At 62.0% G+C, this 16,172-nt stretch carries 13 protein-coding genes and 1 pseudogene; 3 read left to right on the top strand and 11 right to left on the bottom strand.

The annotated features are described in order from the left end of the window. The first annotated feature begins 49 nt into the window (after window positions 1-49). Entirely contained in the window at window positions 50-1,090 is a 1,041-nt protein-coding gene (locus A4A58_RS08430; RefSeq protein ID WP_068731028.1) for an AraC family transcriptional regulator, read from the top strand. Between the two features lie 16 nt (window positions 1,091-1,106). On the opposite strand, the gene A4A58_RS08435 is transcribed toward A4A58_RS08430, so the two are convergent. The 8 genes from A4A58_RS08435 to A4A58_RS08475 all read right to left on the bottom strand — a co-directional run bounded on the left by A4A58_RS08435 (window position 1,107) and on the right by A4A58_RS08475 (window position 11,570). Further along, entirely contained in the window at window positions 1,107-2,417 is a 1,311-nt protein-coding gene (locus tag A4A58_RS08435) for an HlyD family type I secretion periplasmic adaptor subunit (RefSeq protein ID WP_068731029.1), read from the bottom strand. After that, window positions 2,407-4,254: a type I secretion system permease/ATPase gene (locus tag A4A58_RS08440; RefSeq protein WP_068731030.1), complete on the bottom strand. Its 1,848-nt coding sequence runs from the start codon at window positions 4,252-4,254 to the stop codon at window positions 2,407-2,409. The genes A4A58_RS08435 and A4A58_RS08440 overlap by 11 nt, the downstream gene beginning before the upstream one ends. Window positions 4,255-4,265: 11 nt before the next feature. Then, window positions 4,266-5,021, bottom strand: a complete 756-nt coding sequence (locus A4A58_RS08445; RefSeq protein WP_068731031.1) for a hypothetical protein — start codon at window positions 5,019-5,021, stop codon at window positions 4,266-4,268. 146 nt (window positions 5,022-5,167) lie between these two features. After that, the gene (locus A4A58_RS08450; protein ID WP_068731032.1) at window positions 5,168-5,983 is read right to left on the bottom strand and encodes a hypothetical protein; all 816 of its coding nucleotides are present in this window, start codon (window positions 5,981-5,983) and stop codon (window positions 5,168-5,170) included. 76 nt (window positions 5,984-6,059) lie between these two features. Beyond that, the gene (locus tag A4A58_RS08455; RefSeq protein ID WP_158005664.1) at window positions 6,060-8,639 is read right to left on the bottom strand and encodes a TonB-dependent receptor; all 2,580 of its coding nucleotides are present in this window, start codon (window positions 8,637-8,639) and stop codon (window positions 6,060-6,062) included. 214 nt (window positions 8,640-8,853) lie between these two features. Beyond that, on the bottom strand, window positions 8,854-9,804 hold the full coding sequence (locus A4A58_RS08460; protein ID WP_158005665.1) for a FecR family protein: 951 nt from the start codon (window positions 9,802-9,804) through the stop codon (window positions 8,854-8,856). A gap of 112 nt (window positions 9,805-9,916) precedes the next feature. After that, window positions 9,917-10,447: an RNA polymerase sigma factor gene (locus A4A58_RS08470; protein WP_068731035.1), complete on the bottom strand. Its 531-nt coding sequence runs from the start codon at window positions 10,445-10,447 to the stop codon at window positions 9,917-9,919. Window positions 10,448-10,757: 310 nt separating this feature from the next. Beyond that, window positions 10,758-11,570, bottom strand: a complete 813-nt coding sequence (locus A4A58_RS08475) for a class I SAM-dependent methyltransferase (RefSeq protein ID WP_068731036.1) — start codon at window positions 11,568-11,570, stop codon at window positions 10,758-10,760. 141 nt (window positions 11,571-11,711) lie between these two features. Between A4A58_RS08475 and A4A58_RS31810 the strand changes: the two are divergent. Beyond that, a pseudogene (locus A4A58_RS31810) lies at window positions 11,712-11,795 on the top strand (IS5/IS1182 family transposase); the annotation flags it as partial. A gap of 26 nt (window positions 11,796-11,821) precedes the next feature. On the opposite strand, the gene A4A58_RS08480 reads toward A4A58_RS31810, so the two are convergent. Together A4A58_RS08480 and A4A58_RS08485 are read right to left on the bottom strand one after the other, a co-directional pair. Then, the gene (locus A4A58_RS08480; protein WP_068731037.1) at window positions 11,822-12,955 is read right to left on the bottom strand and encodes a hypothetical protein; all 1,134 of its coding nucleotides are present in this window, start codon (window positions 12,953-12,955) and stop codon (window positions 11,822-11,824) included. Between the two features lie 216 nt (window positions 12,956-13,171). Further along, entirely contained in the window at window positions 13,172-13,912 is a 741-nt protein-coding gene (locus A4A58_RS08485; protein WP_068731038.1) for an SDR family NAD(P)-dependent oxidoreductase, read from the bottom strand. Window positions 13,913-14,113: 201 nt separating this feature from the next. On the opposite strand from A4A58_RS08485, the gene A4A58_RS08490 reads away from it, so the two are divergent. Then, window positions 14,114-14,602 carry a RidA family protein gene (locus A4A58_RS08490; protein ID WP_068731039.1) on the top strand — a complete coding sequence of 163 codons (489 nt, stop codon included), beginning with the start codon at window positions 14,114-14,116 and terminating at the stop codon, window positions 14,600-14,602. A 64-nt stretch (window positions 14,603-14,666) separates the two neighbouring features. On the opposite strand, the gene purF is transcribed toward A4A58_RS08490, so the two are convergent. Next, window positions 14,667-16,160, bottom strand: a complete 1,494-nt coding sequence (purF, locus tag A4A58_RS08495; protein WP_081421779.1) for an amidophosphoribosyltransferase — start codon at window positions 16,158-16,160, stop codon at window positions 14,667-14,669. Window positions 16,161-16,172: the final 12 nt, after the last annotated feature.

Below are 16,172 nucleotides of genomic sequence, written 5' to 3' on the forward strand. Positions count from 1 at the left end.
CCGCGCATGGTTGGGGCAGCGGACGATGGTCGGAGGTTCAGGACCTCACATGATCGAGACACCGCCATCATTTGCAGCGACGCCGGATATTGATCGCGGTGGGGATTTGCTCGCAGATATGCTGCGGTCGATCCGGCTCAGCGGATCGGTATTTCTGAACGCCAGCCTGACCGAGCCCTTCGGCCTCATTAGTCCGAAACATTTCGACGAACGCACTCCGATGGCGCATTTGCGCCATGTCAGCATTTTTCATTTGATCGCGGCGGGCGAATGCACCGTCGAACTCGCCAGTGGCGAGCGAGGCACCATTGCCGCGGGCGACGTTCTGCTGATGCCGTTCGCCGACACGCACAGGTTCTACAGCGGCGACGGCGCGGAGTTGTGTTCCGCGATGGAACTGGTGCGGGCCGGTCCACTATCCGGCATGTGGACGATCGAGCATGGCGGCGGAGGGCGGGAGACCCGCATGGTCTGCGGCTTCATCGAATCGTCGGAGCTGCTGCATTCTCCGGTCTTTCGAACCCTGCCGCCGATGCTGATCGATCGCGCCGGCGACGACAAGGTGAGCGCGGTTCTCGCCACGACGGTGCGCGAAATTCTCTCACTGACCGAAGATGCGACGCCCGGCAGCGAAATCATGCTCGGCCGGCTGATGGAGCTGCTGTTCGTCGAGGTGTTGCGTCGCTACGCTGCGGGATTGCCGCCAAGCGCGCATGGCTGGTTTGCGGCGCTGAACGATCCCGTGCTCGGACGTGCGATGTGGCATGTCCACGGAAATCCCGGTCATCGCTGGACGGTTGACGATCTGGCCCGCGAATGCGGCACGTCGCGCACGGTGCTCGCCGAGCGCTTCAACGAAGTGTTGGGCCAGGCTCCGATCGAATATGTGACCAGCTGGCGGATGCAGTTGGCAGCGGAGCGCATGCGAACGGGCGCCGACAGCCTAGCCGTCATCGCTAGCGATGTCGGCTACGATTCCGAGGCGGCCTTCAATCGCGCGTTCAAGCGCGTGACCGGAATAGCGCCGGGTCGCTGGCGCGACGGCGCGAAGTCGGCGAAGCCGTATCCTGCGCCAATGCGCAGGGGCTGACCGTCGACTGAATCGGCTACTCCTCGCGAAATGATCGTGCGATCTGGTCGCCGATGGGCTTGACCAGAAAAGACAGGACGGTGCGTTCGCCGGTCTGAATGAAGGCCTCCGCAGGCATTCCGGGAACCAAAGCGAGTTTGCCGAGGCGTGCCAGTTGCTGCGGCGGGATGGTAATCCGCACGATGTAATGGGAAAGCCCGGACTTTTGATCCAGTGTCAGGTCGGCGGCAATGCGGCTGACGCTGCCGTTCAGTTCGGGAGTGGTGCGCTGGTTGAAGGCCGACATGCGCAGCACGGCAGGCTGGCCGAGCCGCATCTGGTCGATGTCCTGCGGGTTGATCTGTACTTCGAGCGCCAGCCTGTCGCTGTCCGGCACGATCAGCATGACCGTGTCGGCTGGCGAAATCACGCCGCCAACGGTGTGCACCGCGAGCTCATGGACCAGTCCGCTTTGCGGCGCGACAATATCGATCCGCTTGAGCTGATCTTCTGCAGTTACCTTCCGTTCGACATATTCTGCCGTCTGGCCCTCGATGTCGCGCAGGCTGCTGGCGACTTCACTGCGGAGATCCTGGTCGATCTGAATCATCTGCAGCCGTGTTTCGGAAATCTTGCCGCCCGATTGCGCCTGCGCTTCGACCAGCCGGCCACGTTCGCCGTCGAGGCTTGCCGCTTCGCGTTCCAGTGCCATCATCCGTTGAATGGGCACGAGGCCCTTTTCCCAGAGTTCGCGTACACCTGTCAGTTCGCGTTCGATCAGGCCGATGCCGCGAATTTTCGCTTCCTCCTGAGCCACCAGGCCGCGCACTTCCTTGCCGTATTGAAGTGCGCGTTCGCGAAGCTGTGCCTTCTGGCCGAGGCGGGCGTCGCGGCGCAGTTCGAACAGTCTGCTTTCGCCTGCCATGAGCTGCGTGATCTCCGGATCGGCGGCGCGTGATCCGAGTTCGTCGGGGAAGGCGATGACGCCAGCCTCGTCGCGCTCGGCGCGGAGCCGGGCTCGTCGCACGGCAAATTCGTCGAGCCGCTTGGTGACGATGGCGAGATTGGCCCGCGTTTGGGTCGCGTCGAGGCGCATCACAATGTCGCCTGCGGTGACGCGTTGTCCTTCACGGACCAGAATTTCACCGACCACGCCGCCGGTCGGGTGCTGGACCTTCTTGACGTTGGTATCCACGACGAAGTGTCCTGCGGCGACGACCGCACCGGCCAGATTGGTTGCCGCAGCCCATCCGCCGATGCCGCCCACCAGCACAACACCCGCCAGCGTGGCGATGCCGAGGTGACGCAGGATCGAGTGGGAGACCGTCGAGACATTGCTATCGCGCATCGCGATCTTCCATATCGTCGTGAGGATGTGTGCTCATTCCCGACTTGTCGGCGGGATTGGCGATCACCCGCAGCGGCGCCAGAGACCGCGCGGTAGCCGTATGGCCGGTCGTCGTGCCGCTGCTGTGTGCTGCGGGAGCGGGAGCCTTCAGTGCTTTGCTGAGGACGTCCGCGCGCGGACCGAATGCCTTGGCACGACCGCCCTCCATCACCAGGACGAGGTCAACGGCGCCGATCGCACTCGGACGGTGTGCGATGACGATGGCTATGCCCCTGCGCTCGCGGATGGCGGCGATGGCACGGATGACCGCCGCTTCGCCCTCGACGTCGAGATTGGCATTGGGCTCGTCGAGCACGACCAGGAACGGATCACCATAAAGCGCGCGTGCCAGCCCGATGCGCTGGCGCTGGCCGGCGGAGAGTGCGGAGCCGGCTTCGCCGATCCGCGTTTGGTAGCCATGTTCCAGGCGCAGGATGAGATCGTGCACAGCGGCAGCTTTGGCCGCGGCGACGATGGCCTCGGAGTCCGGGTCGTCCTCGAAGCGGGAGATATTCTCGGCAATGGTGCCATCGAACAGTTCAACGCCCTGCGGCAGATAACCGATATTGCGACCGAGCATCTCCCGGTCCCACTGGTCGAAGCTGGCGCCGTCGATGCGCACTTTACCGCTGGCCGGTCGCCAGGCGCCGACCAGTGCGCGTGCCAGCGTGGACTTGCCGCTACCACTATGGCCGATGATGCCAAGAGCGCTTCCGGCGGAAACGGTGAAGCTTAGTCCCGTGACCGTCGGCCGTTTCTCTCCGGGCGGCGCGATGGTCATCGCCTCGACGCGCAGATCGATATGGGCGCGTGGCAGTGCCATCGCCTTGGCGGCTTCCGGCACGCGCGTCAGCAATTCATCGAGCCGTGCCCAGCTCTGCCGCGCCATCAGGAACGGCTTCCATGTCGAGATGGCTAGATCCACGGGAGCAAGCGCGCGGCCCATCATGATCGAACTCGCCACCATCACGCCGGCGCTGGCTTCCTGCCTGATCACGAGATAGGCGCCGACACCGAGCATGGTCGATTGCAGCAACGCACGCAGCGCGCGGGCTACGCCACCGAGGCCTCCCACCACATCACCAGCCCGCCGATTGGCCGCCAGATAATCCGAGTTGGTGCGATGCCAGCGCGCGGCCATCCGGCCGCCGAGGCCCATCGCGCGCACTACTTCGGCATTGCGACGGCTGGCCTCCATCAGCGCGTTGCGAAACATGCCGTGTTGCACGGTCTCGCGTGCGGGTCCCCTGGAGCGGGCATTGGTGAGAAGGGTGAGGGATACGAGGATGACCGCACCCACGAGGGCTGTGATGCCGATCCAGAAATGAAATACGAAGCAGATGGCGAGGTAGAACGGCATCCACGGCAGGTCGAAGAAGGCGGTCGGGCCGGGACCGGACAGGAAGCCGCGCACATTGTCGAGATCGCGCAAGGGCTGCAGGCCATCGCCTGGCAAAGGCATCTCAAGCGGCAGGCCGACAACGGCATCATGCACGCGGCCGGACAACTGATGATCGAAGCGCTCGCCGATGCGCAGCAGAATGCGTGATCGAATGATATCAAAAAGGGACTGAAAGGCGTAGAGCGTGGCCGCCAGCACACCGAGGCCGATCAGCGTCGAAACGCTGCGGCTGGCCAGCACGCGGTCATAGACCTGCAGCATGAACAGCGGCGCGGTCAGCGCGAGCACGTTCACGATGCCGCTGATCAAAGCGATCCCCGCGATGGCGAGCTTGAGGGGCGAGACAACCGTCGCAGCCAATGGCTGCGACGGAACGCGCTGCGGAGCTTTCACCACGACAGCTCTGCTCAGACGGTGAAGTGGCCGTCCAGGATCAGACCAAGCATGTCTGTCCCGACATAGCCATCGAGCTGGATCGAGTTGGCACCATCGGTGATGGTGAGCACGTTGCTCTGATCCCACCAGTTGCTGTGGTTGAAGAACAGGTCGACATAGTTCGAGATGTTGGTCACGCCCTGCAGGTCGAGGACGTCGAAATCGCCGGCGGCTGCGTAAAAGTCCAGCACGACGTCATTGGCCCATCCGTCGGCGAAAACGAGCGTATCGTTGCCAAGACCGCCAGTGAAGCTGTCATTGCCACCGAAGCTCAGCATGACATCGTCGCCGGCCGTACCGGTCTGGACGGTGCCCTGTTCGGCAAAGTAGCCGTAAAGGCCGTTCAGGCTGCCATTCTGCGACAGGTCGGTGATCGCGGCGTCGAAGGCCGGCGTCAGCGTTGCGCCGCTGAATCCGATCGACAGACCGGCATCCTGGACCCACAGGTCGGTCGGAGCGACATAAGCCAGATTGCTGCCGAGGGTCAGGTTGGTGACCGTGCCATCGATGACGCCCGGCGTATAGGAGAAGTCATCACCGCTCACGATGACCGACGACTTGTCATTGTCGACACCGCCGACGATGCGTGTGCCGGCATACCATTGGTCGGTGGTGTTCTTCACGGCGTTGAAATTTCCGGTACCGCGATATTCGAAATTGTCGATCCAGTTGTCCAGATAAGCGGGCAGGTTGCTGCTTGCTTCGCTGTAGGTGATGGTCAGTGCCATTGTCATTCCTCAGGATTTGGGTTGTCGGGACGTCGTGATCCAGCGGTGTGTCGTGATCACTGCAGGCGATCCCGATTGGAGGGGGCTGACGCGACATCAGCGTCGCGTCAGCAGGTCGCGTGGCCGCGAGTTCGCAGCGAAGCCTGTTAGACGAAGGCGATATCGCTCCAGTCCAGCGTGCCCGATCCAGTGAAGTTCACCGTGATGGTGCTGGTCAGCCCGTTCGTTGCATCGGCATAGGTAATGACATTGCCGGACAGGCTGCCGCCTGCACTCTGGAATGCCGTGGCATTGGCCCAACCGAAGCCGGAGATCTGGACCTGGTCGGCACCGTCGAAGAAGTCGGTGATGACGTCGTCGCCCCAGCCCTGTGCTGCTGTGCCTGCGGCAGTATCATAGTAGTTCGCGCTCCAGAGGAACGTATCGACCAGCACAGCTCCATTGCCGGTCAGAACATCGTCGCCGGCGAAACTGACGAGGACGTCATCGTTTGCCGTGCCGGTCTGGTTCGTGCCCTGTTCGGCGAAGTAGTCCGTCAGACCCGCGAACGACTGACCGAAGAACGTCCCACCATCGACCAGCCCACCATGCGATAGCGAATAGATCGCCTGATTGAAGGTGGTGGTGACGGGCATGTAGCCACTGCTATTGGTGATGATCAGTTCCTGATCTTGCACCCACAGATCCGTGGCCGGCACATATTCAAGATTATGGCCGAGTGTGAGCGATTCCACGTCGCCGTTGAATGTACCGGGCGAATAGCTGTAGTCATGGATGTTCATGATGACGGAAGGCAGATTATTATCGGTTCCTTCGGTATCGACACCGGCCGACCACTGATCCTGGCCGGTGAACGAGGTGGAAAACCAGCCGTTTCCATTGTAGGTGAAGTTGGCGTCGTACGACGCCAGATATGTTGCAAGGTCGCTGCTTGCTGCCGTCAACTGAATATTGAGTGCCATTCTCGAGACCCTTCTCTGCTTGTTTTGCCCGCCTTGCGGCGGGCCACCCATCCCCGGCGATGGAGCGGGGAATTTCCTAGAACTTGTAGTTCAGCGACACCGTCGCCGTACGGCCCGGCGCGGCGTAGAAATTGGCGCCGACGGCAGGGGCATAGGCGACGTCGGTGAGATTGTTCACCGCGAAACGTAGTTTGGTCGCTTCGTCGAAGGCGTAGGACCCATAGATGTCGTAGACGCGATAGCCCGGCATATCGTATCCACTCCGGAGTGAACCCAAGACGGGCTCGGTCTTCGATACGTCGACGATACGTGTTCCGAGCGTGAGCTTCTCATCGAGCAGCCGGATTCCCGCATCAAGGGTGACGCGCAGCTTCGGTTGCTCGAAGATGACCGCGGCGCCACGGCCGCTGTTGATGGGGATGTCGCGCCCCGCCGGGCTGGTGAAACTGTCGGAAAATTCCGTATCGATGCGCGTCACCGTGCCGCCGATATAGAGGAAGCGCGCGTCGTAATTGGCTTCGATCTCGACGCCTTTCATCCGGGTGACGCCGTTGAGATTCACGAAGGTGTCGTATTGTCTGTTGGCCTGCGCGTTGAGGATATAGCCGAAACTGATGTAGTCGGTGATCTCGCGATAGAAGCCGACCGTCTTGAAGCGGATGGAATCCCGCTCGGTCAGGATACCATTGGCCAGAACATTGAACCCGGCTTCGTAGGTGTCGCCGCGTTCCGGACGCAGGAACGGGTTCGGTGCGTAGCCATTGATGACGTTGCTGTCGTGGCCGCCATTCAGGAACGATTCCATCACCGTGGGCGGACGGTAGCTCTTGGAATATTTGGCGAAGGGTTGCAGCCATTCGGTGGGCTGGAAGGCGATGGTGAAGTTTGGCAGCCACGCGCCGCCGGATTTGTCGATATCGATATTGTAGGCCGGATAGTAAGCGGGACCATAGATAGGGACATATGTCGGCGGGATGGCTACGCCGCAGCCGCGTGCATTGCAGATGGCCGGTCTTCCGGGATTGGTCATCAGTTGCCCGATGATGTCCCGCGTTTCATTACCATAGATCGTCGATGTACCGGCGATGTGATACCAGTCGTAGCGCACGCCGCCGATCAGGGTCACCCATTCTGCCGGTTTGAGAGTCGCGGTGCCGAAGCCACTGGCGACGTCGCGGTTTCCGCTCGGCGTGCCGCCGGTCAGCGTGCTCGAATAGTCGGTGCCGGTTTGCGAGACAAAGCCGCGCTGCAGCGTCGTCTTGCCGGTGTCGCTGAACGCCTCCACGCCGTAATTGAGTGCCAGTGCACCGATGCCTGTCGCGAAGCGGCTGGTGTTCTCGACGCTGCCGCCCAGTGTCGAGAACACGAAGTTCGATGGCCCGGTGAGCGCAAACGCGCCGTCGGAGACCGTGTCGTTCTTGAGGTGGTTGTAGTAGAGCTTTGCCTTCAGATCGACGATGTCATTGCCCGGATTCCAGTCGAGCGCTGACGTGAATGTATCGTTGGCGACCTGCTCGCTGGACTTCAAGATGCCCCCGCGTGCGATCGTAAGATCGTAATTTCCGGTATTGTACCGGGAATCGTTATGCAGCCAGCCGATCGTGATCTTGACGTCGTCCGAAGCTTGGGCCTCTGCCTTCAGGATGGTGGAAAAGACCTCCTGGCCGGAAAACAGCAGGACGTCACCGGTACCGGTATAGGTATTCGCGGTCGGGATGGTGCCGTTCTTGCCGACGTCATAGGCGCCGATGTTCTTGTAGCTGACGCCGCCGAGCACCGAGAAGCGCTCCGACACGCGGACGGCTGCTGCCGTCGAGCCATCGAAATTGTACGCATTGGTACCCGTAGTGGCATTCACCACGCCGCCATACTGGTTGCCGGGCTTGATCAGGTCGTCAGCAATAAAGGTGCGGAAATTGACCAGGCCGCCGAGCGAGCCGGCGCTACCGACACCTGACGTCGTACTTTTCTCCACGTCGATCTGGCGCAGGAAGGCCGTATCGACATAGGTCCGCTGCGTCGCACCGTGGCCGCTGCGCTGGAAGTTCTGCCGCGCGCCGTCGATCATGGTGACGATGCGGTCCTGGTCCTGCAGGCCGCGGATATTGACGCTGATGCCAGGGTTCTGCGCCGCCGAGCGATTGGCATAAACGCCGGCCACATTGTCCAGGAGATCGCGCGCGTTACGCGTCGGGCTGCTCTCGATCGCCTCGCGGGAAATCACGCTGACGGCTGCCGGTCGCTGATAGACCCAGTCCGGCGTTCCCTGATAGCCGGAGCCAATGCCATCGGTTCTGGACGCATCGACGACGATCGTGTCGAGCTGGACGCCGTCGCCGGAGGGGACGGGACCCGCACGGCTCTGCGACGGATCGATCAGGAGCGCGGCTTTCGGGCCGGTGATGCGATACGTAATTCCCGTGCCGGCCAAGAGCTGTGCGAGCGCCTGTGCCACCGTGTAGTTGCCGGTCAACGGCTGGCTGCGCATGTCTGGCGCGAGCTGGATCGTGTAGAGGATGCGCCATCCGCTGCTGGCGCCGAGATCGGCAATGGCCGCTGCAAGAGGTTTGGCGGGAATGTTGAGCGGGTAGGTCGTAGGGGCGGTCGCTGTTGCCTCGACACTGTTTTGGCCAAAGGCCGGTATTGTCGTGATCAACGGCAATATGCCGATTAGCCCGCCCGCCACATGGCGAGCGACGCCCCGTCTACCCCCGAACCGCATTACGCACGAACTCCGCTCTCTCGTTGTTTGCTGTGCGCCGCCCCAGCGCCGCGAAGAGCTTCTGCTCTTCATCCAGTTCAACGAGTCACGAAATCAAACCCACATCAGGTTCGTGCGTGTTGCGGTTTAGAATTCCGGTAAACAGAGTTCAGTAGATGACGGTCACCCAGGGGGTAACCTGGGCGACGTTGCCCTCGACCATGCCGGCGATGGCTGCGAGGCTTTCATCGACATTCGTGGTTGGAAACGTGCCGGAGACGATCAGATCGCTGAAGCGGCCGCGGATGACGATGCGGCTTGATGTCTGACGCTGCAGCGCTTCGACGACCCGATGCAGCGGGACGTGGTCGAAGACCAGGCGACCGGATATCCACGCGAGCCTGGCGTCGATGTCGCCGGTTTCGACGGTGCCGATTTTTCCGCCGGACACGCGTACGTGCTGGTTTGCCGATAGTTTGACGGTCGTATCGCGGTCCAGGCCGGCGACCGACACCAGTCCGCGTTGCACCGTCACTTCGACGCCATCTGCTGTCCGGTCGATATTGAAGGCCGTCCCGAGCACGCGGATTTCGCCGGCGCCGCTGTCGACCGTAAAGGCGGTCTGGTCGGGCTTCACATCGAAAAAGGCCTGGCCACGGCGCAGAACGATCCGGCGTCGGCCATCCTTGAAATCGATGTCCAGGGCAGTATCAGCACCGATGTTCAGGTGGGAGCCGTCCGGCAGGTCGCGGGCGACCACCTGACCACGCGCCGTGACAATATCCGCCTGCCAGTTCTCGACCATCGATGGATTGACGAACCAGATGACGCAGGCCGCAGCGATCGCTGCGGGCAATGCCGGCCACCATCCCATCTGGTGCCGGCGCCGGGCAGCGATGTTGCCGCGACGATGGTCGCGCGCAGCCAGCCGAATGGCAGGCTCCTCAAGCTGCTGCCAGATCGTCGCTGCTTCACGATAGGCAAGTTGATGACGATGATCCTCATCGAGCCATTGTCGAAAGGACGCCTCGTCGGCCTCGGTTGTCGTCCCGTCGCGTCGGATGAGCCAGAGATCAGCGGCGGCGCACTGTGCTTTCGTTGGCCGGTCGCCAGGTTTCATCAGCAATTCCTTCGATCGATCGAAAAGGCGACGCGGGAACGCTCCTGCCGTTAGAAGCGTTCCAGCTATTCCTACCTTTACAACGAGCGACGAGAAAGAACCCACATCCATTTTAGCGGAAATCTTTGCTGGCGAGATTGAGATGATCGGCCACGGCGGCGCGGCAGTGCTGCATGGCGCGTAGCAGATGTTTTTCGACGGCACTCACGGAAATGCCGAACCGCTGTCCGATCTCGGCATTGGACTCGCCGTTGACACGTCGGCGAACGAAGATCTCGCGGGTTCGGGCGGGGAGCTGCGCGAGCGCGCGATCCAGTGCGGCAATGGCTTCACGTGCCTGTAATGCTGCGTCTTCGGACGGTTGCCCGGGGCTGAGTTGTTCGGGCAGTAACTCTGCGAGCATATGATGCCGCCGCGATGCCGTCAGATTATGATCGATTGCGGCGTTCCGGGCTGCAGCGTAGAGGACGCGCTTGTTGTCTTCATCCGAGCCATTGGTCCCGGCGGCCAGTACCCGGGCGAAGACATCCTGGACGATCTCCGAAGCCACTTCACGATCACGGACCCGGCGACGCACGAGCGTTTCGAGGTGAGCGCGATGTGACGTAAAGAGCCTCGCGATCGTGCTCTTCCAGAGGGTCATGATGTCACGCGTTCGAACAAGACGGGATTCGATGCGTTGCAATGATCATTGAGAACGGGACGATAGCTGACCCATACAGACGATACGTTGTCTGTATGCCGAGATCATCGACCATGTCACCGACGGCGCCAATGTCGCTATCGGAAATCTCGCTCATCACCGGTTCCCGTGGTCAGGATATTCCTGATTGTCCGGCAGAGATAGACGGTACCACCGTCCAGCTCAAGTTATTGATGAGCACGTGATATAGAACGGTTCGAAACTTACAGAAGTTTGGCATGCGAAGTGCCGGAGCGAGATATTCCGACACTCAGGCCGTAGCCACGATCACATGCGCCTGAATCTTGGCAGCAATCTCGCCGTTGCCATGTCTGTGAGAAATTTCAGATGCTGCGTAGTCGGTTGCCGCTTCCAGTTTTCCCGCGTCTCTGGCTTCGATTTCGGTGCGAAGAACAGTTCCCTGACAATAAGCAACGGCCGGAAGGCGCGGCGAAGATGCACGACTTTGTTCGGCTCTCGTCTCGATCATCACGTGGGAGAAACCTGCGTCCTCCAGCTCGCGACGGATCAGTGCCGTATCGTGGTAACCGTGCGGCGTGCGCGCCAGAAAGCGCGGTGGATCGTCCGGAAAAATATTGGCGAGAGCATTCGTCACATCGTCAGCAAATACATTCTCCTCGATGCGATCCCATACATTGAACAGAAGATGTCCTCCGGGCTTCAGAACTCGCTTTGCTTCGCGGTAGGCAGAAGGGCGGTCGGGAAAGAACATCGCGCCGAACTGACAACACACGAGATCGAAGGCGGAATTTTCAAACGGGAGCGCCAGAGCATCCGCTTGTCGCCATGTGATGCGATCGTCGGGAGCTTGTCGCGACGCAGCGTAGTCGAGCATCGGCTGGTTGAGGTCGGTGACAATATAGCTTGCGCGTGGGGATAATTTTGGCGTCAACGCGCGGGTGACAACCCCGGTGCCCGCGGCAATTTCCAGAACGGCGCTTGGCGCGAAAGACGCTGCGCGTTGTGCGAGATCTGCGGCGTAGGGCTCGAAAATCAACGGCACCATATAGCGGTCGTAGTTTTCCGGAATCGAGCCAGCGAACAACTTGTCGGTTTCCAACATTGCTATCACCCGTTGTCCGTTTGATGGCGCGCGACACCAGCACATATTGTCGGCTTCGCCCCAAAGGACGAGAGCCGAGCCGGGGCCATTGCGTTTGGCTGAACGTCAGTGATTCAAATTCCCAAACCGGGAGCATCAAGCGATGCGGCTGTCCAGATGATGGACAGCTCCATTGTTCGCATGCATCAGCATGGGGTGTGCATCATCGGGACCAGAAACAGACGATCTGGCTATATAACTTGTAGCGATGACTACTTCAGCGCATCCGAGACCAGCCTGAATTTCTGGATGCGCTTTCCGGTGTCGACTTCGGCCGTATAGACATTGCCCTTGGCGTCTACTGCCATGGCGTGAATCCAGTGGAACTGGCCGGCCTGGCGGCCATTGCGGCCGAAGGTGCCGACGACCTTGCCGTCGTCGCGATTGATGACACGGATCTCGTTGTTCTCGCCATCCGCCGTCAGCAGCCATGTCTGTTTCGGGTCGGGCCACACCGCGAGATCCCACACCGCGCCATTTCCGAGCGTGGCCTTCTCGTAGAACCACTCCTTCACGAAGCTGCCGTCTTTCTTGAACACCTGCACGCGGTTGTTGATTCGGTCGCAGACATAGACGAGGCCGTCATTGGCGAGCTTCACGCAATGCACGGGATTGCCGAACTGCTGTGCCACCGGCGCGTTCGGATCATAGGCTGCCTGCTTGTCGTCATTCGGCTTGTTGCCATAGGCGCCCCAGTGTCGCTTGTAGGCGCCGGTGGTGGCATCGAACACGATGACGCGGCGATTGCCGTAACCGTCAGCGACATAAATCTCGTTGGCATCCTTGTCGATGGCGGTCTCGGCGGGCTTGCCGAGCTGGGTGGTGTCGTTGCTGCCCTTGCTCGGCGCGATCTTGCCGATCTGCATCACGAACTTGCCGTCGGTGGTGAATTTCAGGATCGCATTGTCGTTGTCGAGATTACCGCCGACCCAGACGAAGCCTTTCTCGTCGACCTCGATGCCATGTTCGCGGCCAACCCATTCATAGCCTTCGCCGGGACCGCCCCAAGAGCGCAGCAGATTGCCGTCGGCATCGAACTCCAGCACCGGCGGCGCGGAGACGCAGCATTTCGAGCGCGGCGGATTGAGTGCCGCGCCTTTCTCGTCATCGGTGAGCGAGCGCGGGCGATGGATCACCCAGATATGACCGTCCTTGTCAGTGGTGATGCCGCCAACCTGGCCAAGGATCCAGTTGTTCGGCAGCGGCTTCGGCCAGGACGCATCCACTTCGAAGCGGGGGATATCGGCGGCGCGGGAGGAGGGAGGTGCGAGGGAGAGCGCGGTGAGGGTGAGTGCAGCTGTTGCAAGTATGTGCAGCGACCACGCGCGATGAGTTGGCGACGCCATGACGACCTCCCTGATTGTCGGTGCGGGTTGTCCCGCTTGGGAGGGAGTGAAGTCCGGTGATGGATAAGAGTCAATCTTGCGGCGCGATGGTGGCGCGTCACTCTCACTTGTTGTCACCCGGCCTGGCGCGCAATGGCGCGCCGGGACCGGGTGACCCAGTATACGCCGGCCTGAGTTTACTGGATCGCCCGATCAAGCCGGGCGATCCAGTCGGAGTCATGGCGGCGGATGAAAGCCCATCACCTTGCCGGTCTTGTAGTCATAGAATTTCCCGGTCTCGGTCCAGGACGGCAGGCAGAGCGGCACGATGGTCTCGGCAACTTGCGCCGGCGTGTCGAGCGTCTCGGGATCCTCACCGGGCATCACGATGGCGCGCATATGGGTGCGCACCGGGCCAGGATTGAACAGGTTGACGCGGATATTCGTGGTCACGGTCTCATTGGCCCAGACACGGACCAGCGTTTCCAGCGCGGTCTTGGAGACGGCATAGGGGCCGCGATAGGCGGAGGCCTTGCTGGCGGTGCCGGATGTGAGGAACACCGCGCGGCCGGCATCGGACTGCTGCAGCAGCGGCTCCATGCAGCGAATGAGCTGGAAGTTCGCCGTGAGGTTCGTGGCCATGGTGTCGTTCCAGGCCTTCAGCTCGATATGACCGAGTGGCGACGAGGGACCGGCGACACCGGCATTGCCGACCAGAATATCGAGCTTGCCGTGACGCTCATGCAGCGCGGCGCCGAGCCGCGACAGGCCGTCGAGGTCGGTGATGTTCAGCGGCACCAGCGTGGCGCTGCCGCCCTCGGCGCGGATCGCGTCATCGAGTTCTTCGAGGCCGCCCTGGGTGCGCGCCACGGCGACGATGTGCGCGCCGGCCTTCGCCAGTGCGAGCGCAGTGGCATAGCCGATGCCGCGCGAGGCGCCGGTGACGAGGGCGATGCGGGAGGCGAGGGGTTTTGTCATGGGTAGCTTCACTCCGTCATGCCCGGACTTGTTCCGGGCATCTACGTCTTTTGCTGCATGCTTTTATAGGCGTGGATGGCCGGGACAAGCCCGGCCATGACGGAGTTTGATGCCAGCGTGGCTCTGGCCCGTGAATTGCCTCTTGAAGCGGGGCCGTGAGCGGTTCTCGCGGCCCTGTCGGACCATCGAAGGACACTCTCCATGCAGCGTTTCAAATTTCTCCGGACGGCAATCTCTGTGAGCGTGCTCGGCGCCGCCGCCGTCGTGGCCAACGCCGCCGGCGCGCAGTCACCGAACGGCGTGAAGGCGGTCAATCCGCCGGGTGCGATCAAGACCACCGGCACCTGGGGCGTGGCCTCGCGCGGCGGGGACTTCGTGTTCGTCGCCGGCATGCGCGGCATCGATCCCAAGACCAACACGCTGGTTGGCGGCGACGAGGCCCGGATCAGGCAGGCGTTCCTGAACATGAAGCTGATCGCGGAATCCGAAGGCGCCGGCCTGCAGGACTGCACGCGGATCGTGGTCTATGTCACCGACATGTTCCGCTTCCGACCGCTGGTCAACAAGGTGCAGGAAGAGCTGTGGGGCAAGGAGCCCTATCCACCGCGCACCATCGTCGAGGTGCACCGGCTCAATCAGGACGACATCATGGAGGTCGAGGGGACGTTCTATGCGCCGGTGAGGAAGTAGGGCGTAGCGCGCGCTTGCAGATAGGTCACCGGATCAAGCCCGGTGACGACAATCGAGCGTAAGCTCAGCTCGCTTCCGCCAGCAGCGAGAGCTGCCGCGGGGCGTCGATCTCGCTCATGTCGGTGAGCGGGGTCGGATAGTCGCCGGTGAAGCAGTGGTCGGCGAATTTCGGATGGGCTGGATCGCGGCCGGGTTCGCCCATGGCGCGGTAGATGCCGTCGACCGAGACGAAGGCCAGCGAATCCGCGCCGATCAGGTCGCGCATTTCTTCCAGCGTGTGCGTGGCGGCCAGGAGGCCGGCGCGGTCCGGCGTGTCGATGCCGTAATAGTCCGGGTGGGTGATCGGCGGCGAGGCGATGCGGAAATGGACTTCCCTGGCGCCGGCGTCGCGCATCATCTTGACGATCTTCTTCGAGGTGGTGCCGCGCACCAGGCTGTCGTCGATCAGCACGATGCGTTTGCCTTCGATGGCGGCGCGGTTGGCCGAATGTTTCATGCGCACGCCGAGTTCGCGCACGCTCTGGGTCGGCTGGATGAAGGTACGGCCGACATAGTGATTGCGGATGATGCCGAGTTCGAACGGCACGCCCGACGCGCGGGAATAGCCGATCGCGGCAGGCACGCCGGAGTCCGGCACCGGCACGATCACGTCGGCTTCCACATGGGTTTCGCGGGCGAGCTGTTCGCCCATTGCCTTGCGGGTGTCGTAGACCGAACGTCCGCCGACGATCGAGTCCGGACGTGCGAAGTAGATATATTCGAAGATGCAGGGGCGCGGCGCTTGCGGCGCGAACGGCTTGTGGCTCTGCGCGCCGTTCTCGTCGAACACGATGACTTCGCCAGGCTCGATGTCGCGGATGTACTTGGCGCCGATGATGTCGAGCGCGCAGGTTTCCGAGGCGAGGATCGGCGAGCCGTCAAGTTCACCCAGCACCAGCGGGCGGATACCGAGCGGATCGCGGGCGCCGACCAGCTTCTTGTTGGTCAGGGACACCAGCGCATAGGCGCCTTCGATAGCGCGCAGTGCTTCGATGTAACGATCGATGAAACGGTTGCGCTTGGAATGCGCGACGAGGTGCAGGATGACCTCGGTGTCGGTGGTCGACTGCATCATCGCGCCGTTCTTCACGAGCTCGCGGCGCAAGGTCAGGCCGTTGGTGAGGTTGCCGTTATGGGCCACTGCAAAACCGCCGGCATTGAGCTCGGCGAATAGCGGCTGGACGTTGCGGAGAATGGTTTCGCCCGTGGTGGAGTAGCGGGTATGGCCGACGGCGGCGGTGCCGGGCAGGCGTTCGATCACTTCGCGGCGGGAGAAGGTGTCGCCGACGAGGCCGAGGCGACGTTCGGAATGGAAGCGCTTGCCGTCGAAGGCGACGATGCCGGCAGCTTCCTGTCCGCGATGCTGGAGGGCGTGGAGGCCGAGCGCGGTGATCGCCGCCGCATCGGGATGGCCATAGATACCGAATACGCCGCATTTTTCGCGGAGCATGTCGCCGTCGAGATCGGGATTTCGCATGGTGGTGCTCGCGTCGTCGGAAGGGCTCTGCATTGGATCCATCGCGCCTTTCAG

It is taken from the genome of Tardiphaga robiniae, from assembly GCF_001618955.1.
Taxonomy (GTDB): domain Bacteria; phylum Pseudomonadota; class Alphaproteobacteria; order Rhizobiales; family Xanthobacteraceae; genus Tardiphaga; species Tardiphaga robiniae_A.

Coding starts and splice junctions, on each gene's coding strand:
- A4A58_RS08430 (WP_068731028.1), top strand. CDS start 50: ATGATCGAGACACCGCCATCATTTGCAGCGACGCCGGATATTGATCGC.
- A4A58_RS08435 (WP_068731029.1), bottom strand. CDS start 2,417: ATGCGCGATAGCAATGTCTCGACGGTCTCCCACTCGATCCTGCGTCAC.
- A4A58_RS08445 (WP_068731031.1), bottom strand. CDS start 5,021: ATGGCACTGACCATCACCTACAGCGAAGCAAGCAGCAACCTGCCCGCT.
- A4A58_RS08450 (WP_068731032.1), bottom strand. CDS start 5,983: ATGGCACTCAATATTCAGTTGACGGCAGCAAGCAGCGACCTTGCAACA.
- A4A58_RS08460 (WP_158005665.1), bottom strand. CDS start 9,804: ATGAAACCTGGCGACCGGCCAACGAAAGCACAGTGCGCCGCCGCTGAT.
- A4A58_RS08470 (WP_068731035.1), bottom strand. CDS start 10,447: ATGACCCTCTGGAAGAGCACGATCGCGAGGCTCTTTACGTCACATCGC.
- A4A58_RS08475 (WP_068731036.1), bottom strand. CDS start 11,570: ATGTTGGAAACCGACAAGTTGTTCGCTGGCTCGATTCCGGAAAACTAC.
- A4A58_RS08480 (WP_068731037.1), bottom strand. CDS start 12,955: ATGGCGTCGCCAACTCATCGCGCGTGGTCGCTGCACATACTTGCAACA.
- A4A58_RS08485 (WP_068731038.1), bottom strand. CDS start 13,912: ATGACAAAACCCCTCGCCTCCCGCATCGCCCTCGTCACCGGCGCCTCG.
- A4A58_RS08490 (WP_068731039.1), top strand. CDS start 14,114: ATGCAGCGTTTCAAATTTCTCCGGACGGCAATCTCTGTGAGCGTGCTC.
- purF (WP_081421779.1), bottom strand. CDS start 16,160: ATGGATCCAATGCAGAGCCCTTCCGACGACGCGAGCACCACCATGCGA.